We start from the raw sequence: 23749 nt of genomic DNA on the forward strand, positions 1-23749 counted from the left end.
CGAGGTGGAAGTGCAGCAATGCATGCAGCTGACGAATACTAATCGGTCGAGGGCTTATCCTAAACGCTTTCACGAAGTGAAAGTCTTGCTTCGAAAGCATAAACACAGCTTTAGAGTTGCGCAAACTCGTATCCAGTTTTGAAGGTGTAACCACACCTGAAACGTTTGGTGGTAATGGCGAAGGGGAACCACGCGTACCCATCTCGAACACGACCGTTAAGCCCTTCAGCGCCGATGGTACTTGGACCGCAGGGTCCTGGAAGAGTAGGACGTCGCCAAGCACGAGGAACCGACCGCGAACCGCGGTCGGTTTTTTGTTGATTCATGTTATTATGCTAGGATTCGCTTTCTTTTTTAACCCCCCATGTAATTCCTCGAATTCAATTTCCACTCACGTTCATTACCAATTAGCCCAATTCCATTCTAACCATGTTTGCCCTTATATGGTGCTATCTCCTTCACAATTCGCATGATGGTTACGCTCATACTACAGTCAACGAATGAAGTTGCGAATATGGGGGTGTTTTCAACATGCACAAATGGATACGATTAGACCAAGCCTTCATTATGGGGATTATACTGTTGTCCCTAGCTTCTGTCATGAGTGGTTGCAGCTCAATCGAACGGCAGCCTGAAGTGATCCTGCCGGAATTGAAGGAGCAGCAAGTGCAGCATAAGCCGGTGTCGATCCTGCAGCAAAAGCTGGTCGTAAAAGGGAGTGCGGAACGAAAATATTCCTTTGTGATTAAGGATCATGCAGGAGAGTCGAAGCCACATCGACAAGCAGTAAATCACCCCCATAATGGAGTACATAAGCCTGTTAGAGGGATCTATGTATCAGGCTGGATTGCTGGTGACCGGAAGCGCCTTGATCGGCTCATCCAACTCGTGGACGAGACGGATCTGAACGCGATGGTCATTGATGTGAAGAATGATTATGGTAATCTTACTTACCGGTCATCACTCCCGGAAGTGAAGGCTATCCACGCGGATCGAAACCCTTTAATCAGCGATATCCGCTCGTTGCTGTCTGAATTACGGGCGAAGCATATCTACACGATCGGCAGAGTCGTGGTCTTCAAGGACCCGCTGTATGCGCAAAGTATCCCGAATGGCGCGCTTCAGAAGAAAACAGGGGGAATATGGAAGGATCGTAAAGGCAAGCCATGGGTAGATCCTTATCTGGCTGCGGTCCAAAACTACAATATTAGGATCGCTGAAGAAGCCGCGCGGCTGGGATTTGACGAAATTCAATTCGATTACGTTCGATTCCCTGATCACGGTGCCCGGGTTAATGAAGAGGTGCGCTTCAGCAACACGAAGGGAGTAAGCAAAGCCGAGATTATCGGATCGTTTCTGCGGCAGGCGCGCGCCCGCGTTCATGCTGCGGGCGCTCTAGTTTCGGCAGACGTATTTGGGCTTGTCACTTCTTCGGAGGACGATATGGGGATTGGCCAAAGTTGGCGCATCGTTTCAAGTGCGGTTGATTTCATTTCGCCAATGACCTACCCGTCCCACTATTCGAATGGGATGTACGGCATCGATCAACCGGATCTGCACCCAAAGGAAATCATACGGCAAGCCATGGTGGATGCGAATAAGCGGAATACTTATCTTCATAAAAGCGGCAGGCAGCCGGCGGAAATCCGTCCATGGCTGCAGAGCTTCACGGCAACGTGGATCCATCCGCATCAGCATTATGGAATGAATCAAATTCGAATGCAAATTCAAGCGGCGATGGAGCAGGGTGTCAATCAATTCCTGCTCTGGAGCTCGAATTGCAAGTATGATTATCATTCATAATTTTGACATGGAAGCCCGCTGGCCGTTATCTTGACAGCCCCTACCCCCTCTGCTAATATTGCTAATAATATACTGAGAGACATCGAATTAGGACGATTTGGGGAACCTGGTGTTGATTCGAAAGAAACGTTGAGGAGGACATACTTGTGTGGGAAGATAAGTTCGCCAAAGAAGGGTTGACCTTTGACGACGTGCTGCTGGTACCCCGTAAATCGGAAGTGCTGCCGCGGGAAGTTGATGTATCGGTCACTCTTAGTGCCCAGGTGAAATTAAATATTCCGCTAATGAGTGCGGGAATGGATACAGTTACGGAAGCGGCCTTGGCCATTGCTATGGCTCGTGAGGGCGGCATCGGAATTATTCATAAGAACATGTCAATTCAGCAGCAAGCAGAGGAAGTCGATCGGGTAAAAAGATCGGAGAGCGGCGTGATAACCAATCCTTTCTCGCTTACACCGGATCATCATGTGTATGATGCGGAAGAGCTGATGGGCAAATATCGGATTTCAGGCGTACCGGTTGTTGACGAAAACCAGAAGCTGGTCGGGATTCTGACGAACCGCGATTTGCGTTTTGTCCATGACTACTCCATGAAGATTAGTGAAGTCATGACCCATCAGAATTTGGTCACCGCACCAGTGGGTACGACGCTGTCAGAAGCCGAAGTGCTGCTGCAGCAGCACAAGATTGAGAAGCTTCCGCTGGTTGATGAGCACAACACACTCAAAGGCCTTATTACCATCAAGGATATCGAGAAAGCGATCCAGTTCCCGAATGCGGCGAAAGACGCTCAAGGCCGTCTGCTCTGCGGTGCGGCTGTCGGTATAGCTAAGGATACGCCGGAGCGTGCAGAAGCGCTTGTAAAGGCCGGTGTTGATCTTCTCGTCATCGATACGGCTCATGGGCACCAACGCAATGTATTAGATATGGTCAAGCATCTGCGTGCTTCCTTCCCTGAACTGACACTAGTTGCAGGTAATGTGGCTACAGGAGACGGGACTCGTGAATTAATCGAAGCCGGCGCGTCCGTCATTAAAGTCGGTATGGGTCCAGGCTCGATTTGTACGACTCGTGTTATTGCAGGTATTGGCGTACCGCAGATTACAGCTATTTATGACTGTGCCGATGTCGCACGTCAATATAATATCCCTGTCATTGCCGACGGAGGAATCAAGTACTCCGGGGACGTTACCAAGGCAATTGCAGCAGGTGCGAGCGCGATTATGATCGGGAGCTTGTTTGCCGGTACGGAAGAAAGCCCAGGCGAGCAAGAGATTTATCAGGGTCGCCGCTTTAAAGTGTACCGCGGTATGGGCTCCATCGGCGCCATGAAAGAAGGAAGCAAGGACCGTTACTTCCAAGAGAATGAGAACAAACTCGTACCGGAAGGCATCGAGGGACGCGTTCCATTCAAAGGTCCTTTATCCGATACGGTTCATCAATTGATTGGCGGCTTGCGTTCCGGTATGGGCTATTGCGGCGCCCAAACGATCGATCAACTGAAGTACGATACGCAATTTATTCGCATCACGAATGCAGGTTTGCGCGAAAGCCATCCACATGATGTGCAAATTACGAAAGAAGCTCCGAACTATTCACTGTAATAGATCGTCATATATTGAAGACAGGCAAGGATATGGTGAAATAATCACCATTGCCCCTGCTTGTCTTTTTTCATATAGGTTTGGTGTGATACAATAAGCGATAGACTATACCATGGGAGAAAAGGAGAGAAGACGTTGAAACGGAATCGAATACCGGTACGTCTGTTGCCGGTCATTTCCGCCATGCTTGCTGTGTGGTTGATAATGATGACAGTGGGTTCGACCGCTGTATTGGCAGCAGAAGAAAAGACCCCGACCAATAAGGCTGTAAATCCACTTGGACTTAACGTGGAAGCGGCTATTCTAATTGATGCGAGCACGGGACAGGTGCTCTACGAAATGAACGCAGATGAAGCTCGTCCTCCGGCAAGTATGACAAAATTGATGACGGAGTACATCGTACTGGAAGAAATCAAGGCGGGAAGACAGAAGTGGGATACCGTTGTGACGGCTTCAAAGGCCGCAGCTTCCACCCCTCCCGACGGTTCGCAGATTTATTTAGCAGAAGGGGATCAACATCCCTTGAAGGACTTATACATCGCAATGGCAGTCGGATCCGCGAATGATGCAACCATCGCGTTAGCCGATCACATTTCCGGCACGGAAGAAGCGTTTGTCCAAAAAATGAACGAGACCGCGAGCAAGCTGGGTCTGAAGACGGCTCATTTCACATCTGCAACGGGTCTATTGGATACAACGGTCATCTCGGCGAGAGACCTGGCGAAGTTCTCCAAGATTTTGCTTGAACAGCATAAAGAGTTTTTGGACTACTCTAAAATTTCTACTTATAAATTCCGCGAACGCGACGCCAAACCGATGGTCAACTGGAACTGGATGTTGGAATCGCATAAGACCAACCCTGAAACGCCAAGCTTGAAGTCATTCTCTTATGCAGGCGTCGATGGGATGAAGACCGGTTATATCAGCGCGGCAGGCTATTGCTTTACGGGTACCGCACTGCGGGGCGATACGCGGATCATCTCTGTCGTGATGGGGGCCAAAACCAAGGAGTCCCGGTTCCGTGAAACGGCGAAGCTGTTCGACTACGGCTTCAACAATTTTGAACGGAAAACCGTCATTGCACCCAAAACGGTGGTAGAAAACGCAAAGACGGTCAAAATAAAGAAGGGCGTTTCTACGGAAGTGCCGATTGCAACGAAATCCGATATTACTTTCCTTGTGAAGAAAGCCTCCGAGCCAAAAGTGGAGCAAACGAAACTGGAGCTGATGACCGAGGATCAGCTGGTGGCACCGATCACGAACGGCCAGAAGGTCGGGACCGTAACGTATACCTATAAAGATCCGGATACAGGGAAAACGATGGATTCGACCGTCGATTTGATTGCTTCCGAGGAAGTCGATAAGGCCAGTTGGTGGCGCTTGATGTTCCGCGCAATCAAAGACTTTTTCGTCGGATTGTTTAAAGGGATCGTGAATCTGTTCTAATCTTCTGATTAACGATTTGATTAGTATGAAATGATGGTTGTCGATTATGCCTATATGCTGTAAAATCAATGGTTAGAGCGTGTTCGGAAGCTAGAATAATGATGCTAAACTACAGGAGGCTCTTTACTATGGAAACAGGAACTTCTCGCGTTAAACGCGGTATGGCTGAAATGCAAAAAGGCGGCGTCATCATGGACGTCATGAATGCTGAACAAGCCAAGGTTGCAGAAGCAGCAGGCGCCACAGCGGTTATGGCTCTAGAGCGCGTACCATCAGATATCCGGGCTGCCGGGGGCGTAGCCCGCATGGCTGACCCGACCGTACTGGAAGAGGTTATGAAGGTCGTTTCGATTCCGGTAATGGCCAAAGCGCGTATCGGCCACTTTGTCGAAGCGAAAGTCCTCGAAGCTCTAGGCGCCGATTACATCGATGAAAGTGAAGTATTAACGCCGGCCGACGAGGTATTCCACATCGACAAGCGTGATTTCACCGTACCTTTCGTCTGCGGAGCGAAAGACCTTGGTGAAGCCCTTCGCCGTATTCAAGAAGGCGCATCGATGATGCGTACGAAAGGCGAGCCGGGAACAGGCAATATCGTTGAAGCTGTTCGCCATATGCGTCTGATTATGGGTCAGCTTCGCAAAGTACAAGGCTTGTCGAAAGACGAGCTGTATGCGGAAGCGAAAAACCTGGGAGTAAACTACGATTTGCTGCTTGGCGTACATGAGACAGGCAAATTGCCGGTTGTTAACTTCGCTGCAGGCGGCGTTGCGACACCTTCCGATGCCGCACTGATGATGCACTTGGGAGCAGACGGCGTATTCGTTGGTTCCGGTATTTTCAAATCCGACAATCCGGAGAAATTTGCCCGTGCGATCGTTGAAGCTACGACGCACTACCAAGATTACAAGCTGATCGCGGAAGTGTCCAAGAACCTTGGTGCTCCAATGAAAGGCATTGAGATTTCCAAGCTTGATCCATCCCAGCGGATGCAGGATCGCGGCTGGTAATCAACGGATGAAGAAGATTGGCGTATTAGCGCTGCAGGGCGCGGTTGCAGAACATATGCGTAGCATAGCGGCTGCCGGCGGTGAACCGGTAGCAGTGAAACAGACGGAACAGCTGGATGAGCTGGATGGACTGATCATCCCGGGCGGAGAAAGCACGACGATCGGCAAGCTGATGCGCAAGTATGGCTTCATGGAGGCGATCCGTGAATTCGCTGCGCAAGGCAAGCCATTGTTCGGCACATGCGCGGGGTTGATCGTCTTGGCGAAACGAATCGAGGGTCAGGAAGAAGCGCATCTTGGCCTGATGGACATGACGGTGGCGCGCAATGCGTTCGGCCGTCAGCGGGAAAGCTTTGAGACCGATCTGCCTGTCAAAGGCATCGAGGATCCGGTCCGCGCAGTCTTTATCCGTGCGCCGCTCATCAAGGAGGTATCGCCGGAGGTGGACGTGCTCTCGGTGTATAAGGATGAGATCGTTACTGCACGCCAAGGTCATCTGCTCGTATCCTCTTACCATCCGGAGTTGACCGATGATTACCGGCTTCATGCTTACTTTCTGAAGATGGCGGAAGAAGCGGCGGAGAATCGGTAAAGGCATAAGACTGCGTAGAACGCAGTCTTTTTGCCGTATTAGGTAGTGAAGCATATCGTACTAAGAGAGGGGTTCATCGTTCGTGTTGGATGTTAAATTGCTGCGAAATGAGTTCGGCAAGGTCGAACAGGCGCTGCGCAATCGTGGGAAATCACTGGATATGATCGCTGGCTTCCCTGCGCTTGATGCCAGACGTCTGGAGCTGCTGCAGGAGAGCGAGCTGCTGAAGAGCCGTCGTAATACGGTCTCACAGGAAGTGGCCAAGCTTAAGAAGAGCGGTGGAGATGCAGAAGCGCTTATCGTCGAGATGCGCGAGGTGGGTGACCGCATCAAGGAGCTGGATGAAGAGCTCCGCGTTGCCGAAGCGGAAATTGAGGAGCTTACGCTGGCGATACCGAATATACCGCATGAGAGCGTCCCTCTGGGCGCATCGGAGGACGATAACGTGGAGATCCGCCGTGTAGGCGACACACCTTCCTTCTCGTTCGAGCCGAAAGCGCATTGGGATCTTGCACAGCAGCTGGGCATTCTTGATTTTGAAGCGGCTGGGAAGGTAACGGGCTCCCGTTTCGTCTTCTACCGCGGTCTGGGGGCTCGTCTGGAGCGTGCGCTCATTAACTTCATGATGAATCTGCACAGCGATGAGCATGGCTATGAAGAGATGCTGCCGCCTTACATCGTCAATCGTGACAGCTTGATTGGTACCGGCCAGCTGCCTAAGTTTGAAGAGGATCTATTCAAGCTGGGAGAGAGTGATTATTATTTGATACCAACAGCAGAAGTGCCGGTAACAAACGTACATCGTGAGGAAATATTGAACGCGGAAGAGCTGCCGAAGAATTATGTCGCCTACAGTGCTTGTTTTCGTTCGGAAGCAGGAGCGGCAGGGCGGGATACGCGCGGCTTGATCCGTCAGCATCAATTCAATAAGGTTGAGCTGATTAAGCTGTGCAAGCCGGAAGAGTCGCACGCAGAGCTCGAGGCCATGACACAGAACGCTGAGAAGGTGCTGCAGCTGTTAGGGCTGCCATATCGCGTCCTCGCACTGTGTACGGGAGATATGGGCTTCTCCGCTGCCAAGACCTATGATCTTGAGGTTTGGCTTCCAAGTGGCGGCACCTATCGTGAAATCTCCTCGTGTTCGAACGTGGAGGATTTCCAAGCACGCCGTGCAGGGATACGGTTCCGCCGGGAGGCGAAGAGCAAGCCGGAGTTTGTTCATACCTTGAATGGATCGGGTTTGGCCGTCGGACGCACGTTCGCAGCTATTCTCGAGAATTACCAGCAAGAAGATGGAACCATCATCGTGCCAGAGGTATTGCGTCCCTATATGAACGGTTTAGAAGTTATAGGTCCTCGGGCTTAGTCGCTTTAAAGTGATTAATTAACACTACAGGTCAAAATTGCAGTTGCATTTCTGTTTTGGCCTGTGGTACAATATTTCTTGTCCCCTCGACTTGAGGACTGACATCTATACATGGAGAGGTACCGAAGCGGTCATAACGGGGCGGTCTTGAAAACCGTTAGGGTGCAAGCCCACGTGGGTTCGAATCCCACCCTCTCCGCCATAATCTTCTACTATAACCAACAAGCCTGCATCGCTTAAGATGCGGGCTTTTTTTATTTGTTTATGGCGACCCACAAGTACATAAAAAGGTGCTTGAAGCCGCATATTATCGGCATGGAGGTGGTAAGCGATGAACAAACAGGATGGATTGCGTATCGGTCAACAGCAGCTGGCCGAAGCCTGGCAGCGGACGCTGCCCAATACGATTCATGAGACAGACAGCGCGATCGTCAAGCCGGATGAAGCGAATGAGCAAACACTGCGAGTCACCATTCAAACGGCTGGCCATCAGATGTATAGCTTTGATTTTAGCGTGAGATATGTAGACAGCCGCGAGGTACGGGTGGAGCTCATCGATGTGGAGAGAGACGGCCGCTCCGTAGATGAGCGAACCGATATCATTCAACAATTAATTCAAGACTATACACGGCATATCCATGAATGCGCACAGACACTCCACGCGGTTACGAATGCGTAAGAGTTTTCTCTGTCAACGGAAAGGATGGTTGGAGCGAGCATGACGAAAGCTAAAGGCTCTGTTGATAAAAATTTAATCAATGTTGTCGATGATTTGGATGAGAATCCGGTCAATAGCCATCAAGCACAACAAATCCAGCAGGATGCGAACGATCGTCGCCATCAGGATATGTTGAACCACGATGAGCCGACCGATTTGTCGCATCCGCGGAGCTAAGCCAGATCGATGCGTTAGAAGGGAACCGGTGCGCGGACCACTTTATCGGATTCCTGAAACATATCACTGAGGTTGAGGAGGTTATCGCATGAGTAAGCCAAGAGCCGTTCCAGTACCCGACGGGCAAAATCATGAAGCAGGTAGAAAATCCCATTCCGGCCCGCAAGAGCCGCTGTCTGGCTCCAAAAAAGTGAAGAACCAGAATCACTCCCGTCATAATAACGGGGAAGGTTAACAACAGGGTAAAGCAGCGTAATCAAAGGAGTTCCTTTCATTCCAAATTATGTTTTGGAAATGAAAGGACTTCTTTTTTTCATGCTTTAATAAATCTTTAGCTTCAAATTTTGGTTTTGATCGTATAGAATGTATAGATGTTATGAAAATTAGGAAGGAGATTTACACAAATGAAAGTATGGAAAGCCGGACTTGTTGCGCTGCTCGCAGCAATTCTGACCATTGTAACGGCTTGCAGTTCGGGGAAACCGCCGAAGGAAGCTGTCGTATCCGCAATGTCGAAAATGAGCGAATTGAAATCGTATACGGTTCAGGGGACGTTTGGATTTGATGATGTCGTCATTCCAGAGGGGGTTGCAGGTGATTCTGCAGAAGCAGCAGGCGTTACGGCTGTTGCCAATATGCTGAAAGGCTCGACTATTTCTTACAAAGGGACGTATCAAGCAGATCCAATGCGTACGGATATGACGCTGGACTTTAAGATGGGCGGCGATGGTTCGAGCTTCAATCTATCCATTCCGATGATTGTCACGCCGGAAAAAGTATGGATTAAGGTTCCAGCCATACCAGGTGTCCCTCTCCCTGAGGAGATCTCCGGTAAATTCGTTGAACTCGATCTGAAGAAGCTTGCCGAGCAATCGGGTCAAGAAGTCGCTATGCCGGATACGGCAGTCACGCAGAAGATGGGTCAGGATATGGCCAAGATTCTGCTCGATAACTTCGATGAGAAGTCCTATTTCAGTGAGCCAAAAGCAGAAGAGGTTAAAGATCTTCCAGCGGATCTGAAGCCGGACCAAATCGTACGCTTTGCGATCACGCAGCAAAACTTTGATGAAGCGATCACGACGATCGTCGACAAAGTAGCGCCGCAAATCATCGATTTGCTGCTTACGAACGAAGAGTACTTGAAGACCCTGCAATTGACCAAGGCTGATCTGGAAGAAGCGAAGAAAGAGCTTGCTTCTAAAGAGGATAGCGAGATCAAGAAGGGCATCGAGGAAATGAAGAAGAGCCTGAAGGTGAATGAGCTTAGCCTCACAGGAGCCATTAAGGACGACTACCTGACTTATCAAGACGTTCGTGCGAATCTCGAAATGACAGAAGAAGCACAGACGATTAAGCTGGGTATGCATCTGTTGATGACGTATGATAACTTGAACAAAGACGTGAAGTTCGAGAATGAGATTCCAAAAGATGCCGTACCATTCGAGCAGCTGATCGAGATGTTCGGTGGCGGTCTGTAAGAAACCCGCAATTATAAATAGGATCCTGTCATCATAACGCAGAAGAGAAGAGCGCCCTCCGGAAGGAGGGCGCTCAGCTTGTCGAGAAAGCCTATGTTTTTCGGGCTTTCTTTTTTGCGTTTAGGTTAAAGAGAATACGCATCACCAATATATGTAAAATTAAAGCATGAAGATCGCTCTACTCCCTCTTACTGAGGTGCATGGCGATCTTCTTCATGTTTTGAACGGCTGCTGTCATCAGCGCCTGTTCCGTCACATTTTTAAGCCCTCGTAACCGGCAATAGCGAAGCCCGTGGAGCTCTTTAGCATCCGCGAAGCTTCGCTCAATCGTTTCTTTCCTCTTCTTGTACAGTTTCTTTCCATCTGGAGATAATCGGTTTCCTCGCACCCATTCTTTACTCTCTTCCCACACATGTCGCGTAATCACTTTTCGGTGGTTTTTTGAACGGGTGCACTCGGCAAGCATCGGGCAACTTTTGCAAACCTCCGGATTCGATGCATAGTGGCGGTAGCCGTGACGGTCTGTTGTTCGGTAAGTAAGAGGCTGGCTATTGGGACAGGTATACGTATCACTTTGAGCGTCATAATGGAATTTCCATTTTGCAAACAATCCTTGCGTCGGGTGGAAGCGACGATGGGCAATAACAGCAAAAATCTTCTTCTCTTTTAGTTTTTTACAAATGGGTGTCGTTAAATAACCCGCGTCCAATGTGACAGCCTCTACCTTAAACGCAAAACGCTGTGTTTGCCGCTCGAGTCGATCGAGGTAGGGCAAAGAGTCATGTACATTGCCAGGGGTAACATAAACGTCCGTGATCACGTTATACTTCAAGTCGACTGTCCGATGATCGAGATAAAAGAATCCTTCAGGTTTCCCGTCTCGAACCATATAACCGCTTTCGGGGTCCGTTGTGCTGCGCTTAATTTCCTTCTTTTCTTCCACCACCTCTTTAGGTTTTAGTTCTTTTTTCCGCGTTCTTTACGCTCCTGATCGACAGCTTCATTGAGTTCTTCGATGTAGCTTTTCGTGTTCTGCAACACTTCTTCTCGTGTGTACTTATGTTTATTGGCGTTGGCTTTTAAGTGCGTCGAATCCGAAATCAGTACGCGGCCGCCAACCATTCGATGCTGGATGGCTTGAAGAACGATCTCATCGAAGATGTCCTGAAAAATGGTGGTGTCTTTGAATCGCTTCCGGCGATTCCAACTAATCGTGGAATGATCCGGAACGCGGTCCGTTAAGCCTAAGCCGAGAAACCAACGATACGCTACATTGGTTTGGATTTCTTGCTCCAGGCGGCGTTCAGAGCGAATCCCATAAAAATAGCCGAGAAAAACCATCTTGAACAAGACAAGAGGATCTATTGCCGGGCGTCCATTATCTTCACAATATAAAGGACGAACCTTTTCTAAGATAAAAGAAAAGTCGATGTATTGATCAATCTTTCGAAGCATGTGATCCTGAGGGACAAGGCTTTCGAGAGACACAAATTCAAAGGCAGTTTGTTTATCTTTAGGAGTGCGTAACATGATCATCACCATCCGTAAGAGTTATATATGTATTATAACACATTAACGCGGTAATTGGTTAAATTATATAAGCGCAAAAATGGCTGTCGAGGTTTCTCGACAGCCTGAGCGCCCTCCGGAAGGAGGGCGCTCTTCTTATTTATTCTGTCGAAAATTGGAATCATATCGGATCAGATGAGAAATCGGAGTGGATTCCTGTGTACGACTAGCTTCTGCCGAAAGGGGACGATGGACCTAGCCCGTTCCGGTTCAAGGCTTGGTCTTGCGGGGGGCCACTGTCCCTCCCTCAAAGCGTTCAAACTTCGTAAAGAAGCTTGCGGTGCCGTAGGCGGCACGGGTCTTAATAATATTGATAAGTAAGGCGACAATCTTCGCTGTCTGCTCTGTGGAAGCATATAACGTCGTTAACGGAGGTACGCTGATTCGCGCCAGTTCAGTCAAGCCCGACCCGATCAGGCTAATATGCTGAGGTACAGCTACTCCGGTCTCCTTCAACCGTTGAAGAACGCCGAACTGGATGACCGTATTGGCGCAGAAAGCGGCCGTATAGTCAAGCTGAAGCATCTCAGCCCTTCTGCAGAGCTCATAGCCATTCTCTTCATTGCTAATTTGAATGAGTGATTTATCGAGCGGAAGCCCATTATCCTCCAGTGCTTGGCAATAGCCTTCCATACCTAGCTTATGCGTGTTATAGTCCATGCTTCCCATGAATAACGCGATACGGGTATGACCAATGGAGATCAAATAATTCGTGGCGTCATAGGCCAGCTTCCGATCGTCGTTCGCGGCGAAGTTCACCTTGTCGATGATGTCAGGCAAAGGGAGCCCGGAGATGATATAGGATGTCTGGGAATGACGAAACATGTCGATCAAGGTTTCATCCACATCACCAGATACGATGAACCCATCAATCTCCTGATTATTCAGCAGCCGCTGTAGCTTGTGCAGCGACTCCTCGGTAGACGTTATGTTCATGAACACAAGTCCATAGCTAAATTGGCTAGCAGCCTCTTCCATCACTCTTAAATCGCCCATATAACGCGGGTCATTCGCTTCACGATTGTATAGGACGTAGCATAGCTTGGGACTAACCTCGACATCACGGTATCCGAGCTCTTGAGCGGCCTGCAGGATGCGGTTTCTTGTCTCGGCAGAGATTGTGCTGCTGGGCGTATTGTTTAACACAAGGGACACGGCTGTACGTGAAATACCGAGATACTCGGCAATCTCTTTCTTCGTAACCATCAGGCAATCTCCTTCATGAAATCCTGTTTAGACAACTATTAGCATAACGATAGGTATATTTTACCGATAGCGCAGCTAGGACGTCAATCCATAAATACGATACCAATTCGCCCGCGAGGGTGAAAAGAGTACGAAACACCGGCATAACATGGCAATCGAGCATCATAATTTCAATTTATGACCAAATCCACGACTAAATATTGGAAGAAAATTGTTGACAGTCCACATAACGCGAGTTATATTCTTACTTGATTAATAAAACCTATTTCTGGAAGGAGGTTGAAGGCTCAATGCACCGAATCACCGCGGTACTCATAGGAGCTGGAGCAAGAGGGAGGTTTGCTTACGGTCAGTATGCACGAAATTATCCGGATGAGATGCAAATCTTCGCTGTTGCGGATCCTGATCAAGAGCGTAGGCAGCGAGCGGTGGAGGAGCATAGCATTCCGGAGTCTCTCAGCTTCGATAGCTGGGAACAAGTCTTGGCCAAGGACAAACTTGCCGATGTGGCGGTCATATCAACCCAAGATAAGATGCACTATCAACCTACTTTGAAAGCGCTCTCTCAAGGTTATCATGTACTACTGGAAAAGCCAATGTCCCCTAATGTGGACGAGGTTCTGCAAATGGCGGAGGCTGCGGAGCGGCATGACCGGCTGCTAACGGTGTGCCATGTCCTTCGGTACACGCCTTTCTGGTCGAAGGTGAAAGAGCTGCTTCTTGAGCGCACTATAGGGGAGATCGTATCGATTCAGCTGAACGAGAACGTTGGTTATTTTCATATGGCTCACAGCTTCGTTCGCGGAAATTGGCGCAGAGTGGACGAGACAAGTCCGATGATCTTGCAGAAGTCATGCCATGACATGGATCTTATTGCGTGGCTAATGGATCAGCCTTGTGTTCGTATCAGCTCGTACGGTTCGCTGCTGCATTTTCGCCCGGAACGCGCACCAGAAATATCGTCTGACCGCTGCACCAGCTGCAGGATCGAGCGTGAATGTCCATACTCCGCGATAAAAATATATGCGGAGGACAAGACGCGTGAATGGTCGAGATTTATAACGAACGATCTATCTGAAGCTGGCATTGAACAGGCGATCCGCGAAGGTCCGTTCGGTCGCTGCGTATACCGCTGCGATAATGATGTGGTCGACCATCAGGTAGTGAACATGGAATTCGAAACCGGGGCGACGGCGGCATTCACCATGTCGGGGTTCACGCATGATTGCTCCAGATCAGTTCAAATCATGGGGACGCTCGGTGAGATTAGAGGACGTATGGAGGACCAGGAAATTATACTCTACCCCTTCGGCAAGCAGCCGGTGCACATTCCAGTCGTAGTAGACACGGAGGGTCATGGGGGCGGGGATGAGCTTCTCGTTCGGTCGTTTCTAGCGCAAGTGAGAGCAGGCAAGGCTGCAGAAGGGCTAACCTCCGCCCGGGCCTCCGTCCAAAGCCACCTGATGGCTTTTGCTGCGGAGCAATCCAGGCTTAAGGGGGGCAGTTCCATAGAGCTTGGCAGCATGATACCTCAGATGAGCTAATCGTTAGTGGAAAGTTGCAAGGAAGGATAACCATAAACGATACCGGGGGATGGAAAATGAAAAAACCATTGACGTTGTTGTTAGCCGTAATCATGGTAGTAACCTTGTTAGCCGGATGCTCGGGGGGCAATAAGAACGGGAATGGCGGGAGCACCGCCGACAACGAAAACAAGAGCGGGAATAAGAACTCCAACACGAACGCGAATGCAGGTACGGAAGGCAAGACGAATACGGCTGCGGAGGATGACGTATATCCGGAGAACGGGCTGTCGAAGAGTGAGAAGGTGACGCTGAAGGTAGGTTTCTGGGAAAATGGCGGCGGTCGCTCCTGGATGGATACGGCCGTGAAGAAATTTTCGGAGAAATATCCAAACGTCTCCTTCGACATAACCTCGACACCGACGCTGGAAACGATATTGGAGCCGATGATCGCCGCAGGCGATGACGAGGAAATGTTCGATCTGTTCTTTCCGAGATTCACGGCGGCTGGTCAAGCTGAGAAATTAGTAGAGGCAGGCAAGATTGAACCGCAGGACGATCTGTGGAACCGCGTCCTGCCAGGCGAAACCGACAAGACACTCCGATCCGTCATTTCGGATGACATGTTCGAAGCGGTTCAGTTCAAGGGAATGACAAGCCGGGTGCCGGTGGGCGGCTATACGGCCGGATTGTTCTTCGATCAGAATCTATTCGATGAGCATGGTTGGAACAAGAATCCAAGCACTTGGGATGAATTCGTTGCCTTGCTTGGCGATATTAAAGCCAAAGATATTATCCCCATTACGTTCCCGGGCGTCTACGCGGGTTATCTGACCAACTACACGTTCGATCTGCTGCCTTTTGGCTTAGCCAAGGGAGAGGGGAATTTCGATACGTATCTAGACAATTTCCGCAATTATACAGGACCGCAATTAACGACAGAGCACAATAAGGAAGAGTGGAGCCGGCTATACGATCTAGGCAAAAAGGGGTATTTCCCGCCAGGGGTTGCGGCGCTTAATCATACCCAGTCCCAGATGCAGGTGCTGCAGCACAAGGCTGCTCTCGTGTCTACGGGCGATTGGGTGGGCAACGAAATGAAAACAAGCACGCCGGAAGGCTTTAAGTGGGGCTTCATGGCTATACCTGCGACGAATGACAAGGATCAAACGATATTTATTAACTCCGGCGTTACCGATATCGGATTCAGCATATGGAAGAACAAGCCCGATCTCGTGAAACAATGGTCGAAGGAATTCATACTAAGCCTGTATACCTTTGAAATCCAGGAGATCCTTGCAGCTGAAGCGGGAGCCTTCCCAGCCCGTCTTGACTTTGGCGACGATCCTGCGCGGATAGCTAAGCTACAACCAGCTCCTGCGGCTGTCATGGAGTATGCGACTAAGCATGAGGTGCAGTATATCTCATTCCGCCGTAATTTCAGCTTGATGAGTCCGGAATCCGCCCAATCGTCGAAGCTCGTATCGGAAATGATTACAGCGGTGGCATCAGGGAAGAAGGATCCGCTTCCGGTGCTGGAACAAGCCGAGAAGCTGCTCCAGAAGAGCATCGAGAAGGATCGGCCTAAGAAGTAAGGATGTCTTGCAATCGGGCGCCTTCCGAATGCGCGAAGGCGGTGTCATCGAAGGGGATTCGCTTCTCCCTTCGATCATTCACGACGTAAGGAGGCAGCATTGTGGCAGCAGAAGTGAAGAAGATCGCGGTCAGCATGCGCAAGCGGGCGGGCGCGGGCAAAGTTAAACGGCAAAAGGCGGTATTCTTGCTCATTGCGATCGTGCCATCGTTTGGCGGCTACCTGTTATTTACTCTGTATCCCAATATATTGTCCATCTATTATTCATTATTGAATTGGGATGGCTTGAGTGAACCCAAGTTTGTCGGGTTCAGCAACTATATCTTTATGGTGAGCGATCAATTTGTATGGAGGGCGCTGTACCACAACCTGCTGTATATGATTGTCGTGCCGTTCGCGATCCTAATTATTTCGCTTCTGCTCGCCTATTTACTGAATAATAAGCCGTATCGAGAGAACGGGTTCTATAAGGTCTTGTATTTCTTTACGAATATTCTCTCCGCAGTCGTCGTTGCCCTGCTATGGTCCTTTATCTTCGATGGCAGCTTCGGGCTATTAAATGGCATTCTTGAGCTGGTGGGCATTCCGGCGGGGGGCTATTACTGGCTGGGGGATACCCGGACGGCACTGTGGGCCTTGGTCATTCCTATGGTGTGGGGGGGTGTCGGACTCTATGCAGTCATCTTCATGAATGCGATCAGCGGGATTCCGAAATCGATTTATGAGGCGGCTATTATCGAAGGTGCCCGGCCGATGCAAATTTTGATTAAAATTACGATCCCGCTAATAAGGGGGGTCATCCGTGTCTGTGCATTGTTCGTCGTATTAGGCACGATAAAGGGCTTCGAGATGATTATGATCATGACGAACGGCGGACCGGAAGGCTCGACCGATGTGATCGGGTTGTACATGTTTAATATGGCGTTCGGCAAGGAGTATCACAATTATGGGTACGCTTCCGCAATTGGCATGGTTCTATTCGTGATTCTCGTTGCGGCCAAACTCATCCTAGATAAATATTATCCGGACGAAGGAGTCGAATATTAATTGTCCCAAATTCGTGCGAAGAAGGTGGCCGTAATCGAGAAACGTCTTTCTTTGATGGACCTGATATGGCGAGTTCTGCTTCTACTATGGTGTCTATCGATTATTTTTCCGGTGATATGGATCTTAGTCCAGTCGCTTCGAACGAATGCGGATTTCTTCCAAAATATATGGGGGCTTCCGGTTCAAATACAGTGGCGCAACTACTATGAAGCCTGGACGAGTTACAATATTGGCAAATCGATGCTCAATACGCTGTATTATGTCGGCGTAGGGCTGGCCTTAGGCACATTCCTAACGGCACTTAATGCGTATGCGTTAACGCGAATTACGTTCAAAGGCAGGAAGCTGATTTGGTCGATTATCATGCTGTCGTTATTCCTGCCCGGCATTAATGCCCTCATCCCCCAGTACATCTTGATGAAAACGCTTCATCTGACGAATAGCCTAACCGGTCTCATTGTGCTCGACAGCTTGGGGGAGAACGTATTCTTCCTGATGCTGCTCGGCGGATTCATGTCCTCGTTGCCGAAGGACCTGGAGGAGAGCGGTTATGTGGACGGGGCGACGCTCTTCCAGGTGTTCTGGCGGATTATCGTCCCCCTGTCGACACCCGGAATCGTCACAGTGGCCATCTTCAAATTTCTAGGGCTGTACAACAATTTTCTGGGGCCGTTTATTTATTTGAGCGATCCCGCGAAATATACAATCGGTGTCAACATGTACCAGGCCAATATGAGAATGAGCTATACGGCTGATTGGGTGACCATGTTTGCTGGCGTCATGATTGTGATGGTGCCATCAATCATCATCTATATCCTGTTTCAACGACGGATTATGGAGGGGGCGACGCTAGGAGCAACGAAAGGGTAACGAAAAGCAAGGCTGGAATGATGATGACGATAATCGAATGAGGAGAGTGTACCGATGGCAAGGTTGTCTGCTCGATGTAGAAGTACGATGGTATGGATGTTGATTGTCTGCTTGATCATCCCATTCATGGCCGGAGGAGGGGCGGCGGTGAAGGCCGAAGCTGCGGCTCCGGAAAATTGGATTGTTAATCCCGGATTCGAGAATGTAAGCGATGGGAGGCCGGTTAGTTGGGCGCATTCCACCGGTCAATGGGGCATTGATTATGGAATAAGCACGGAGCAAGCCCATACGGGAACGTATAGTGCTTTCGTTAATCATTCGACAGGCGATGGGCTGCCCAATATCGTTGCGGTGGAGAAGCCGTCGATTCAAGATTCGGAAGAATATGTGTTCTCGGCATGGCTGAAGGTAGAAGACAAGGCTATGACGGGGACTCCGATGCTCAACATGGATTTCTACGGCGATGAGATTAATGAAGTGACAGGAGATACCTGGATAGGCTCCTTGAATAAACGCTTGGAGAAAGGGGATTTTTCTGGCGAATGGCAGCAGCTCACCTACAGATTCACGCCGCTGCCGGGCTCGAACAAGGTCACGATTTATTTGATGGTAGCTGGGGGGAAGGGTAAGGTTTATTTTGATGATGCATCATTCACTTTGGCTGCCGATGACCCTGAGCCAGAGCCAGAATTAGGGCCATATCAGATCTGGACGGGGCCGAATACGGTGAATGTGACGAAGACAGCGAAGCCGCTTACGTCGACCGATCTGAAGCTGGATATGGCGAAACGGGAATATCAGAGCGGGCAGGTGTTTGTGACCGCACAGGATGGAAGGGCGGAAATAACGAGTGCGGGCATATCGGATCTCACCTCCGAGGGAGCAGTGATTCCCGCTGGCAATGTACAAATTTTCGTCCAGCAGTATGTAAAAATCGAGAAGAACTCCAACGGCGCCTATCAGCCGGGCGAATACCCGGATGCGCTAATTCCACTTGACGCATATATGTCGGTACATGGAAAGGTGGACGTCACGAAGGGCCAGAACCAGTCGATCTGGTTTACCGTCAAGACGGAGGAAACGACACCGTCCGGAATCTATCAAGGTACGATTACGTTAACTGTAAACGGGGAATTGAAGACCGTACCTGTTGAAGTTAAAGTAAGAGACTTTGCGATTCCGGAAGAAAATCATGCAGAAACCGCGTTTGCGATTTGGGGCGGCGATATGCTGCTTGCAGGGCATCCCGGAATTACCAACAACTCTGAAGCGTATTGGAAGCTCATGCGGAATTATTATGAATTCATGCTCGACTACCATGTTACGCCTACGGCTCTGCCAATCCCGACTGATGATTACAGTCAATATGTCGTTGATGCAGAACCGTATATTAAAGATCCGCGTGTTTCCGCCTATAACCTTCCCTATACAGTCGGTGACTTGGATGACCCGGTCAACGGCAGGGCGGCCTTGTTAATCAAGGAGTTGAAGGCAAAAGGCCTGCTCGATAAGGCGTACTACTATTTGGGCGGCGAGATTGATGAACCGACGCCGGCTATGTTTCCGAAGGTAATCCAGCGGAGCGAGCAAATCAAGGCGATCGAACCGACGCTGCGGCATCTGGTTACGACGGGAATACATCCCGAATTGAGTGAGGCCGTGAACACGTTCACCCCGTTATTCAATGAGTTTGTGACCGATGCTTACTTGGAAGCGGCACATGAACACCAGGCTAATGGCGGGCATATCTGGTGGTACGGATGCGTCGCGCCCAAGAATCCGTATCCAACCTATCATATCGACGATGATATTATTGGTGCCCGGCTCGTATCCTGGATGCAGCGGTCGTACGGCATCGAAGGGAATTTGTACTGGTCGGTTAATATTTTCAAGAAATATGACGGCACCAAATATATTGACCGTGATATTTGGAACGACTCGTTTGCATTCCCGGGGGCCAATGGTGACGGCTATCTGCTGTATCCGGGAACCAAATACGGCATCAATGGTCCGATTGCCACCTTAAGATTGCAGACCATCCGGGATGGTAATCAGGATTATGAATACTTATGGCTGCTGGAGCAAAAGATCAAGCAGGCTGCCGAGAGTCTGCAGGTCAATGTGACTGCAAATGACATTATGAAGCCTTACTATGATCGGTTGTTCACAGACGTTAAATCTTTCACGAAGGATGTAGGCGTGCTGCAGTCCGTACGCAGCGAAGTGGCCGATATGATTGAGCAGCTGGATCAAGATCCGAAGGCGTTAATCCTGCTGAGCAATCATGCTTCCGATGCATCGAAGCGGGAGATTACGGTCTATGCCGCCAAAGGAACGGAAGTTTCCGTGAACGGTCAAGAAATAACTGCGGAGGCTCTACAGAACAATGAGGTGGCTGACCAGTACAAGACAGCCTTTAGCGTTGTTCCGGGTACGAACGAAATGACGGTCGTACTAAAGAAGGACGGCCGGGAGATGACCGTGACGAGGAATGTGGTCGTCAAGTCGCGGGCGATCGAGCCGATTATGAAGAAGACCGTGATTAACAATTTCAGTGATGAGCAATCGTTGGCGGGAATTGTCGGGGAATACGACGTTACGATCGAAGGAACATCTGAAGACCATGCTCCGGATGGCGGCAAGTCGCTGAAGGTGAAGATTCCGTATCTGGAAGGAGAGGCCTATCCGGGCATCCATCTGCCGGTGGCTGCAGATCGGAAGGATATTTCTGAAGCGGACACATTAGAGCTGGATGTTTATAATGATTCGAGCCAGACGATGAATCTGTTCGCGAAATTATTCGATGCACAGGGGAAACCCTCCGATCACAAAATCGGAACCCTCCTGCCGGGAGCCAATCATTTGGCACTGCCTCTTGCACAACTAAACCCGATTGACAAGACGAATATTGCCTCTATTCTGTTCTGGACGTTCTCGGGTACGTCCGAGGTCACGCTATATTTCAGTGATGTTCATATTTTAGGCGTCGATAAAGAGGCGATGAAATCGTTTCAAATCCCCTATACGCCAATCGTTCCGGATATCACAGCAGGGTTGAATGGACCGGTATGGAAACTGGATAAACAGCTGGCTTATACAACAGGGGACACGGAGATCAATGCCGCTTATGATCTTAAATACAATGAGACTTACTTATATGTTGGCGTTGACGTGACCGACAATGAAGTCGTGAACACGAATGCCGCCAATCCGTGGGAGGATGATTCGGTAGAAATCTATCTGGATGGCATCGGGGCAAAGGGTGTCTATAACGAGCATACGGTCAGGTACGTGTTCCGTAATGATGACGACCAAGTCCATGCCTATGGACTGCTCAATCAGCAGACCGGCGGTATTCTGCATCAGTCTGACCGCACAGCGGACGGCTATGCAATGAAAATTGCGATACCATGGCGCTTAATCGGGATCAGCCCTGCTAATGGAGACGTGATCAGCTTTACGATGCATGTTAATGATGCCGACCATGGCAAGCGGAGCTTGACGCAAGATATTTCAACGGACGCTACGTCTTCGGAAAATTGGGCGGACCGTGTGTTCGTCAATGAAAAAGTGACTTACAGCATGGACAGCATTGCGGATGACCGGATTGTTATCGACGGCAAACCGGACGAATCGTTCTGGAAGCTGGAATACAGTCTCGGACAGCAGACCTTCGGAGTTCTGAACGACAAGCAAAATGGGGCAAAGCTGGGCCTGCGGTGGAGTCCGACACATCTGTACGCTGCGTTTGACGTGACGGACAGCCTGGTGCATGCGCCGAAGGAAAAGCCGGTCTGGGAAGAGAGCAGTGTGGAGCTCTTCATTGACGGGAAATTTACCCAAGGACCGCGCGATGCGTTCTCACCGCAATATACCATTCGCTTCGGAGACGAGACCTTCTATCTGAATGGGGCTGCCAAAGCGGATAAGGAAGGGATTGTGCATCAATCCGTCGAGACGGATAAGGGCTATCAGGTTGAAATGGCCATCCCTTGGGAGGCGATCGGCATTACGGCTGAAGAGGGACAATGGATAGGCATCACTTCCCATGTTAACTTTTATCAAGAATCAGGCGGGGCTGTATTAGGATTAACCGAGAACGGCACCAGTGACGTGTCGAACACGGCTAATTATCTGGCGTTCCAGCTGCGAAACGACGTGCCGGTACCGGTACCTGTGACGTCTATTGCGGTCATGGGGGCGGGGAATACCAGCACGATCGCCCTTAAGGGCGGGACGCTGCAGATGGAAGCAGCTGTAACGCCAGCGAATGCAGACATGCAATCCGTGTCGTGGACAGTGCTGAGCGAGGACGGCAGTTCCGCTACGGATCTGGCGGCGATCTCGACAGCCGGTCTGCTCAGTGCGAAGAAGAATGGCAAGGTAAGAGTCGTGGCAACAGCGCTTGACGGGTCAGGAGTCCAAGGTTATGCGATCATTACGATCAGCGGGCAGTCGACGGATCCTGGAACGTATTATCCGGGTGCGACAACGGGTACGGTAACCGGAGGATCATCCAATGAGACAGCTAACGAAGCGGCTGTCAGCATTGAGAACGGCGTGGCTATCGTGAAATTGGATGCAAACCAGACGAGTGCGGTTATTCCAGCAGCCAGTCTGCTTGGTCATCCGATCCGGGTGGAAGCGGGCGATGCGGTTATTACGATCGATCCAGCGGTATGGGAGGACTTGATCACACAAGCCGATAGCGGAAAGGCTGTTCTCCACGTATCCGTTAATCCAGTGAAGGATTCGGAAGCGAATCTCTCCCTGGATGGTGAGAAGGGACGGTTGCAGCTGGCCGGTCAAGCGTACGATATCCACATTGTGATTAAGACGGCCGATGGCAAGGAGATCCAACTCGGTCAGGCGGCAGGCGGGATTAAGCTCGAGCTTCCCTATCGTTCTAATATTATCGATGATGGATTATTAGGCATCTACTACTATAACGAAGCAACCAAACGATGGGAATACGTCGGCGGCAGGGTCAATTCCACGGATGGCCTGGTCGGGGTACAGCTGGAGCATCTAAGCCGGTATGCGGTGCTGGCCTTTAACAAGCGGTTTACCGATGTACCTTCTGGGCATTGGGCATATCGTACCCTGCAGCTCATGGCCGCCAAGCACATTGTCACCGGAATAACGGATGACGAATTCAAGCCTGCGATTCTGACGACACGGGCAGAATTCGTGACACTGTTGGTTCGAGCACTGGGTTTGAAGGAGCAGGATGGTAAACATCCGTTCACGGACGTGCCGAATAACGCGTGGTATAAGGCGGAGCTAAGCGCAGCCTACTCGGCAGGACTCATCCAGGGTGTTAACGAACATACGTTCCATCCGAATGGTCCAATCACCCGGGAGGAAATGGCTGTTCTGCTCGTTCGAGCCTATGAATCGCTAGCAGAAGGTGAAGAAAGTTCTGCAGGAAACGAAGCTGTAGCCTATGTGGACCAAGACCAAATCTCGCCTTGGGCAGCGGAGTCGATTCATGCTGCAGCTATCCAGGGGCTGATGATCGGCCAAGCGGGCAGCAGCTTCGCACCTAAGAACCATGCAACCCGAGCAGAATGCGCGAAGGCCGTCCATAATTTGATGAAAGCAGCCGGGCTGCTATAATCATGCTGTAAATAAGGGCTTTGGATTTCGATCCAGAGCCCGTTTCTTATCCTTGCTCAACATTCATGGAGTATATAGGTGGAAGAGGAGCGGGTTAATTGAAATAAATGGGGGAGAAACGCAGGAA

Annotated in this window: 17 protein-coding genes, 1 tRNA gene and 1 rRNA gene; 17 read left to right on the forward strand and 2 right to left on the reverse strand. The window is 50.0% G+C overall.

Annotation, left to right across the window (positions count from 1 at the left end):
* The first annotated feature begins 164 nt into the window (after nt 1-164).
* The 12 genes from rrf to NNL21_RS23425 all read left to right on the forward strand — a co-directional run bounded on the left by rrf (nt 165) and on the right by NNL21_RS23425 (nt 10194).
* A 5S ribosomal RNA gene (rrf, locus tag NNL21_RS23370) occupies nt 165-281 on the forward strand.
* A gap of 250 nt (nt 282-531) precedes the next feature.
* Entirely contained in the window at nt 532-1803 is a 1272-nt protein-coding gene (locus tag NNL21_RS23375) for a putative glycoside hydrolase (RefSeq protein WP_256555427.1), read from the forward strand.
* A 146-nt stretch (nt 1804-1949) separates the two neighbouring features.
* On the forward strand, nt 1950-3407 hold the full coding sequence (guaB, locus tag NNL21_RS23380; RefSeq protein WP_204821119.1) for an IMP dehydrogenase: 1458 nt from the start codon (nt 1950-1952) through the stop codon (nt 3405-3407).
* 135 nt (nt 3408-3542) lie between these two features.
* Entirely contained in the window at nt 3543-4853 is a 1311-nt protein-coding gene (locus tag NNL21_RS23385; protein WP_256555428.1) for a D-alanyl-D-alanine carboxypeptidase family protein, read from the forward strand.
* A 128-nt stretch (nt 4854-4981) separates the two neighbouring features.
* Nucleotides 4982-5863, forward strand: a complete 882-nt coding sequence (gene pdxS / locus NNL21_RS23390) for a pyridoxal 5'-phosphate synthase lyase subunit PdxS (protein WP_204821118.1) — start codon at nt 4982-4984, stop codon at nt 5861-5863.
* A gap of 7 nt (nt 5864-5870) precedes the next feature.
* Nucleotides 5871-6455 carry a pyridoxal 5'-phosphate synthase glutaminase subunit PdxT gene (pdxT, locus tag NNL21_RS23395; RefSeq protein ID WP_204821117.1) on the forward strand — a complete coding sequence of 195 codons (585 nt, stop codon included), beginning with the start codon at nt 5871-5873 and terminating at the stop codon, nt 6453-6455.
* An 82-nt stretch (nt 6456-6537) separates the two neighbouring features.
* A complete protein-coding gene (gene serS, locus NNL21_RS23400) occupies nt 6538-7821 on the forward strand; it encodes a serine--tRNA ligase (protein WP_204821116.1) in 1284 nt (427 codons plus the stop codon).
* Between the two features lie 113 nt (nt 7822-7934).
* A tRNA-Ser gene (locus tag NNL21_RS23405) sits at nt 7935-8023 on the forward strand.
* 129 nt (nt 8024-8152) lie between these two features.
* Complete coding sequence (locus tag NNL21_RS23410) at nt 8153-8500, forward strand: hypothetical protein (protein WP_204821115.1); 348 nt, start codon at nt 8153-8155, stop codon at nt 8498-8500.
* A gap of 39 nt (nt 8501-8539) precedes the next feature.
* Nucleotides 8540-8716 (forward strand): hypothetical protein, encoded by a 177-nt coding sequence (locus NNL21_RS23415; RefSeq protein ID WP_204821114.1) that lies wholly within the window; start codon nt 8540-8542, stop codon nt 8714-8716.
* A gap of 88 nt (nt 8717-8804) precedes the next feature.
* Nucleotides 8805-8951 (forward strand): small acid-soluble spore protein P, encoded by a 147-nt coding sequence (locus NNL21_RS23420; protein WP_204821113.1) that lies wholly within the window; start codon nt 8805-8807, stop codon nt 8949-8951.
* A gap of 169 nt (nt 8952-9120) precedes the next feature.
* Nucleotides 9121-10194, forward strand: a complete 1074-nt coding sequence (locus NNL21_RS23425; RefSeq protein ID WP_204821112.1) for a hypothetical protein — start codon at nt 9121-9123, stop codon at nt 10192-10194.
* A 178-nt stretch (nt 10195-10372) separates the two neighbouring features.
* On the opposite strand, the gene NNL21_RS23430 is transcribed toward NNL21_RS23425, so the two are convergent.
* Together NNL21_RS23430 and NNL21_RS23435 are read right to left on the reverse strand one after the other, a co-directional pair.
* Nucleotides 10373-11724 (reverse strand): IS1182 family transposase gene (locus tag NNL21_RS23430; protein ID WP_204821111.1). Its coding sequence is split into 2 segments (ribosomal slippage): nt 10373-11157 and nt 11157-11724, totalling 1353 coding nucleotides; the frame shifts between segments, so codons are not numbered across the junction.
* A 249-nt stretch (nt 11725-11973) separates the two neighbouring features.
* Complete coding sequence (locus tag NNL21_RS23435; protein ID WP_204821110.1) at nt 11974-12969, reverse strand: LacI family DNA-binding transcriptional regulator; 996 nt, start codon at nt 12967-12969, stop codon at nt 11974-11976.
* Between the two features lie 290 nt (nt 12970-13259).
* Between NNL21_RS23435 and NNL21_RS23440 the strand changes: the two genes are divergently transcribed.
* The 5 genes from NNL21_RS23440 (at nt 13260) to NNL21_RS23460 (ending at nt 23622) form a co-directional block, all read left to right on the forward strand.
* Nucleotides 13260-14513, forward strand: coding sequence for a Gfo/Idh/MocA family protein (locus NNL21_RS23440; RefSeq protein WP_204821109.1), 1254 nt, complete (start codon nt 13260-13262; stop codon nt 14511-14513).
* Nucleotides 14514-14569: 56 nt separating this feature from the next.
* Nucleotides 14570-16087 (forward strand): ABC transporter substrate-binding protein, encoded by a 1518-nt coding sequence (locus tag NNL21_RS23445; RefSeq protein WP_204821108.1) that lies wholly within the window; start codon nt 14570-14572, stop codon nt 16085-16087.
* A 101-nt stretch (nt 16088-16188) separates the two neighbouring features.
* Complete coding sequence (locus NNL21_RS23450) at nt 16189-17133, forward strand: carbohydrate ABC transporter permease (protein WP_256555430.1); 945 nt, start codon at nt 16189-16191, stop codon at nt 17131-17133.
* Entirely contained in the window at nt 17134-18003 is an 870-nt protein-coding gene (locus NNL21_RS23455) for a carbohydrate ABC transporter permease (protein ID WP_256555431.1), read from the forward strand.
* A gap of 54 nt (nt 18004-18057) precedes the next feature.
* Nucleotides 18058-23622: a sugar-binding protein gene (locus NNL21_RS23460; RefSeq protein WP_204821107.1), complete on the forward strand. Its 5565-nt coding sequence runs from the start codon at nt 18058-18060 to the stop codon at nt 23620-23622.
* The last annotated feature ends 127 nt before the right edge of the window (nt 23623-23749 follow it).

The sequence above is a fragment of the Paenibacillus mendelii genome (assembly GCF_024498075.1).
Lineage (GTDB): Bacteria > Bacillota > Bacilli > Paenibacillales > Paenibacillaceae > Paenibacillus_Z > Paenibacillus_Z mendelii.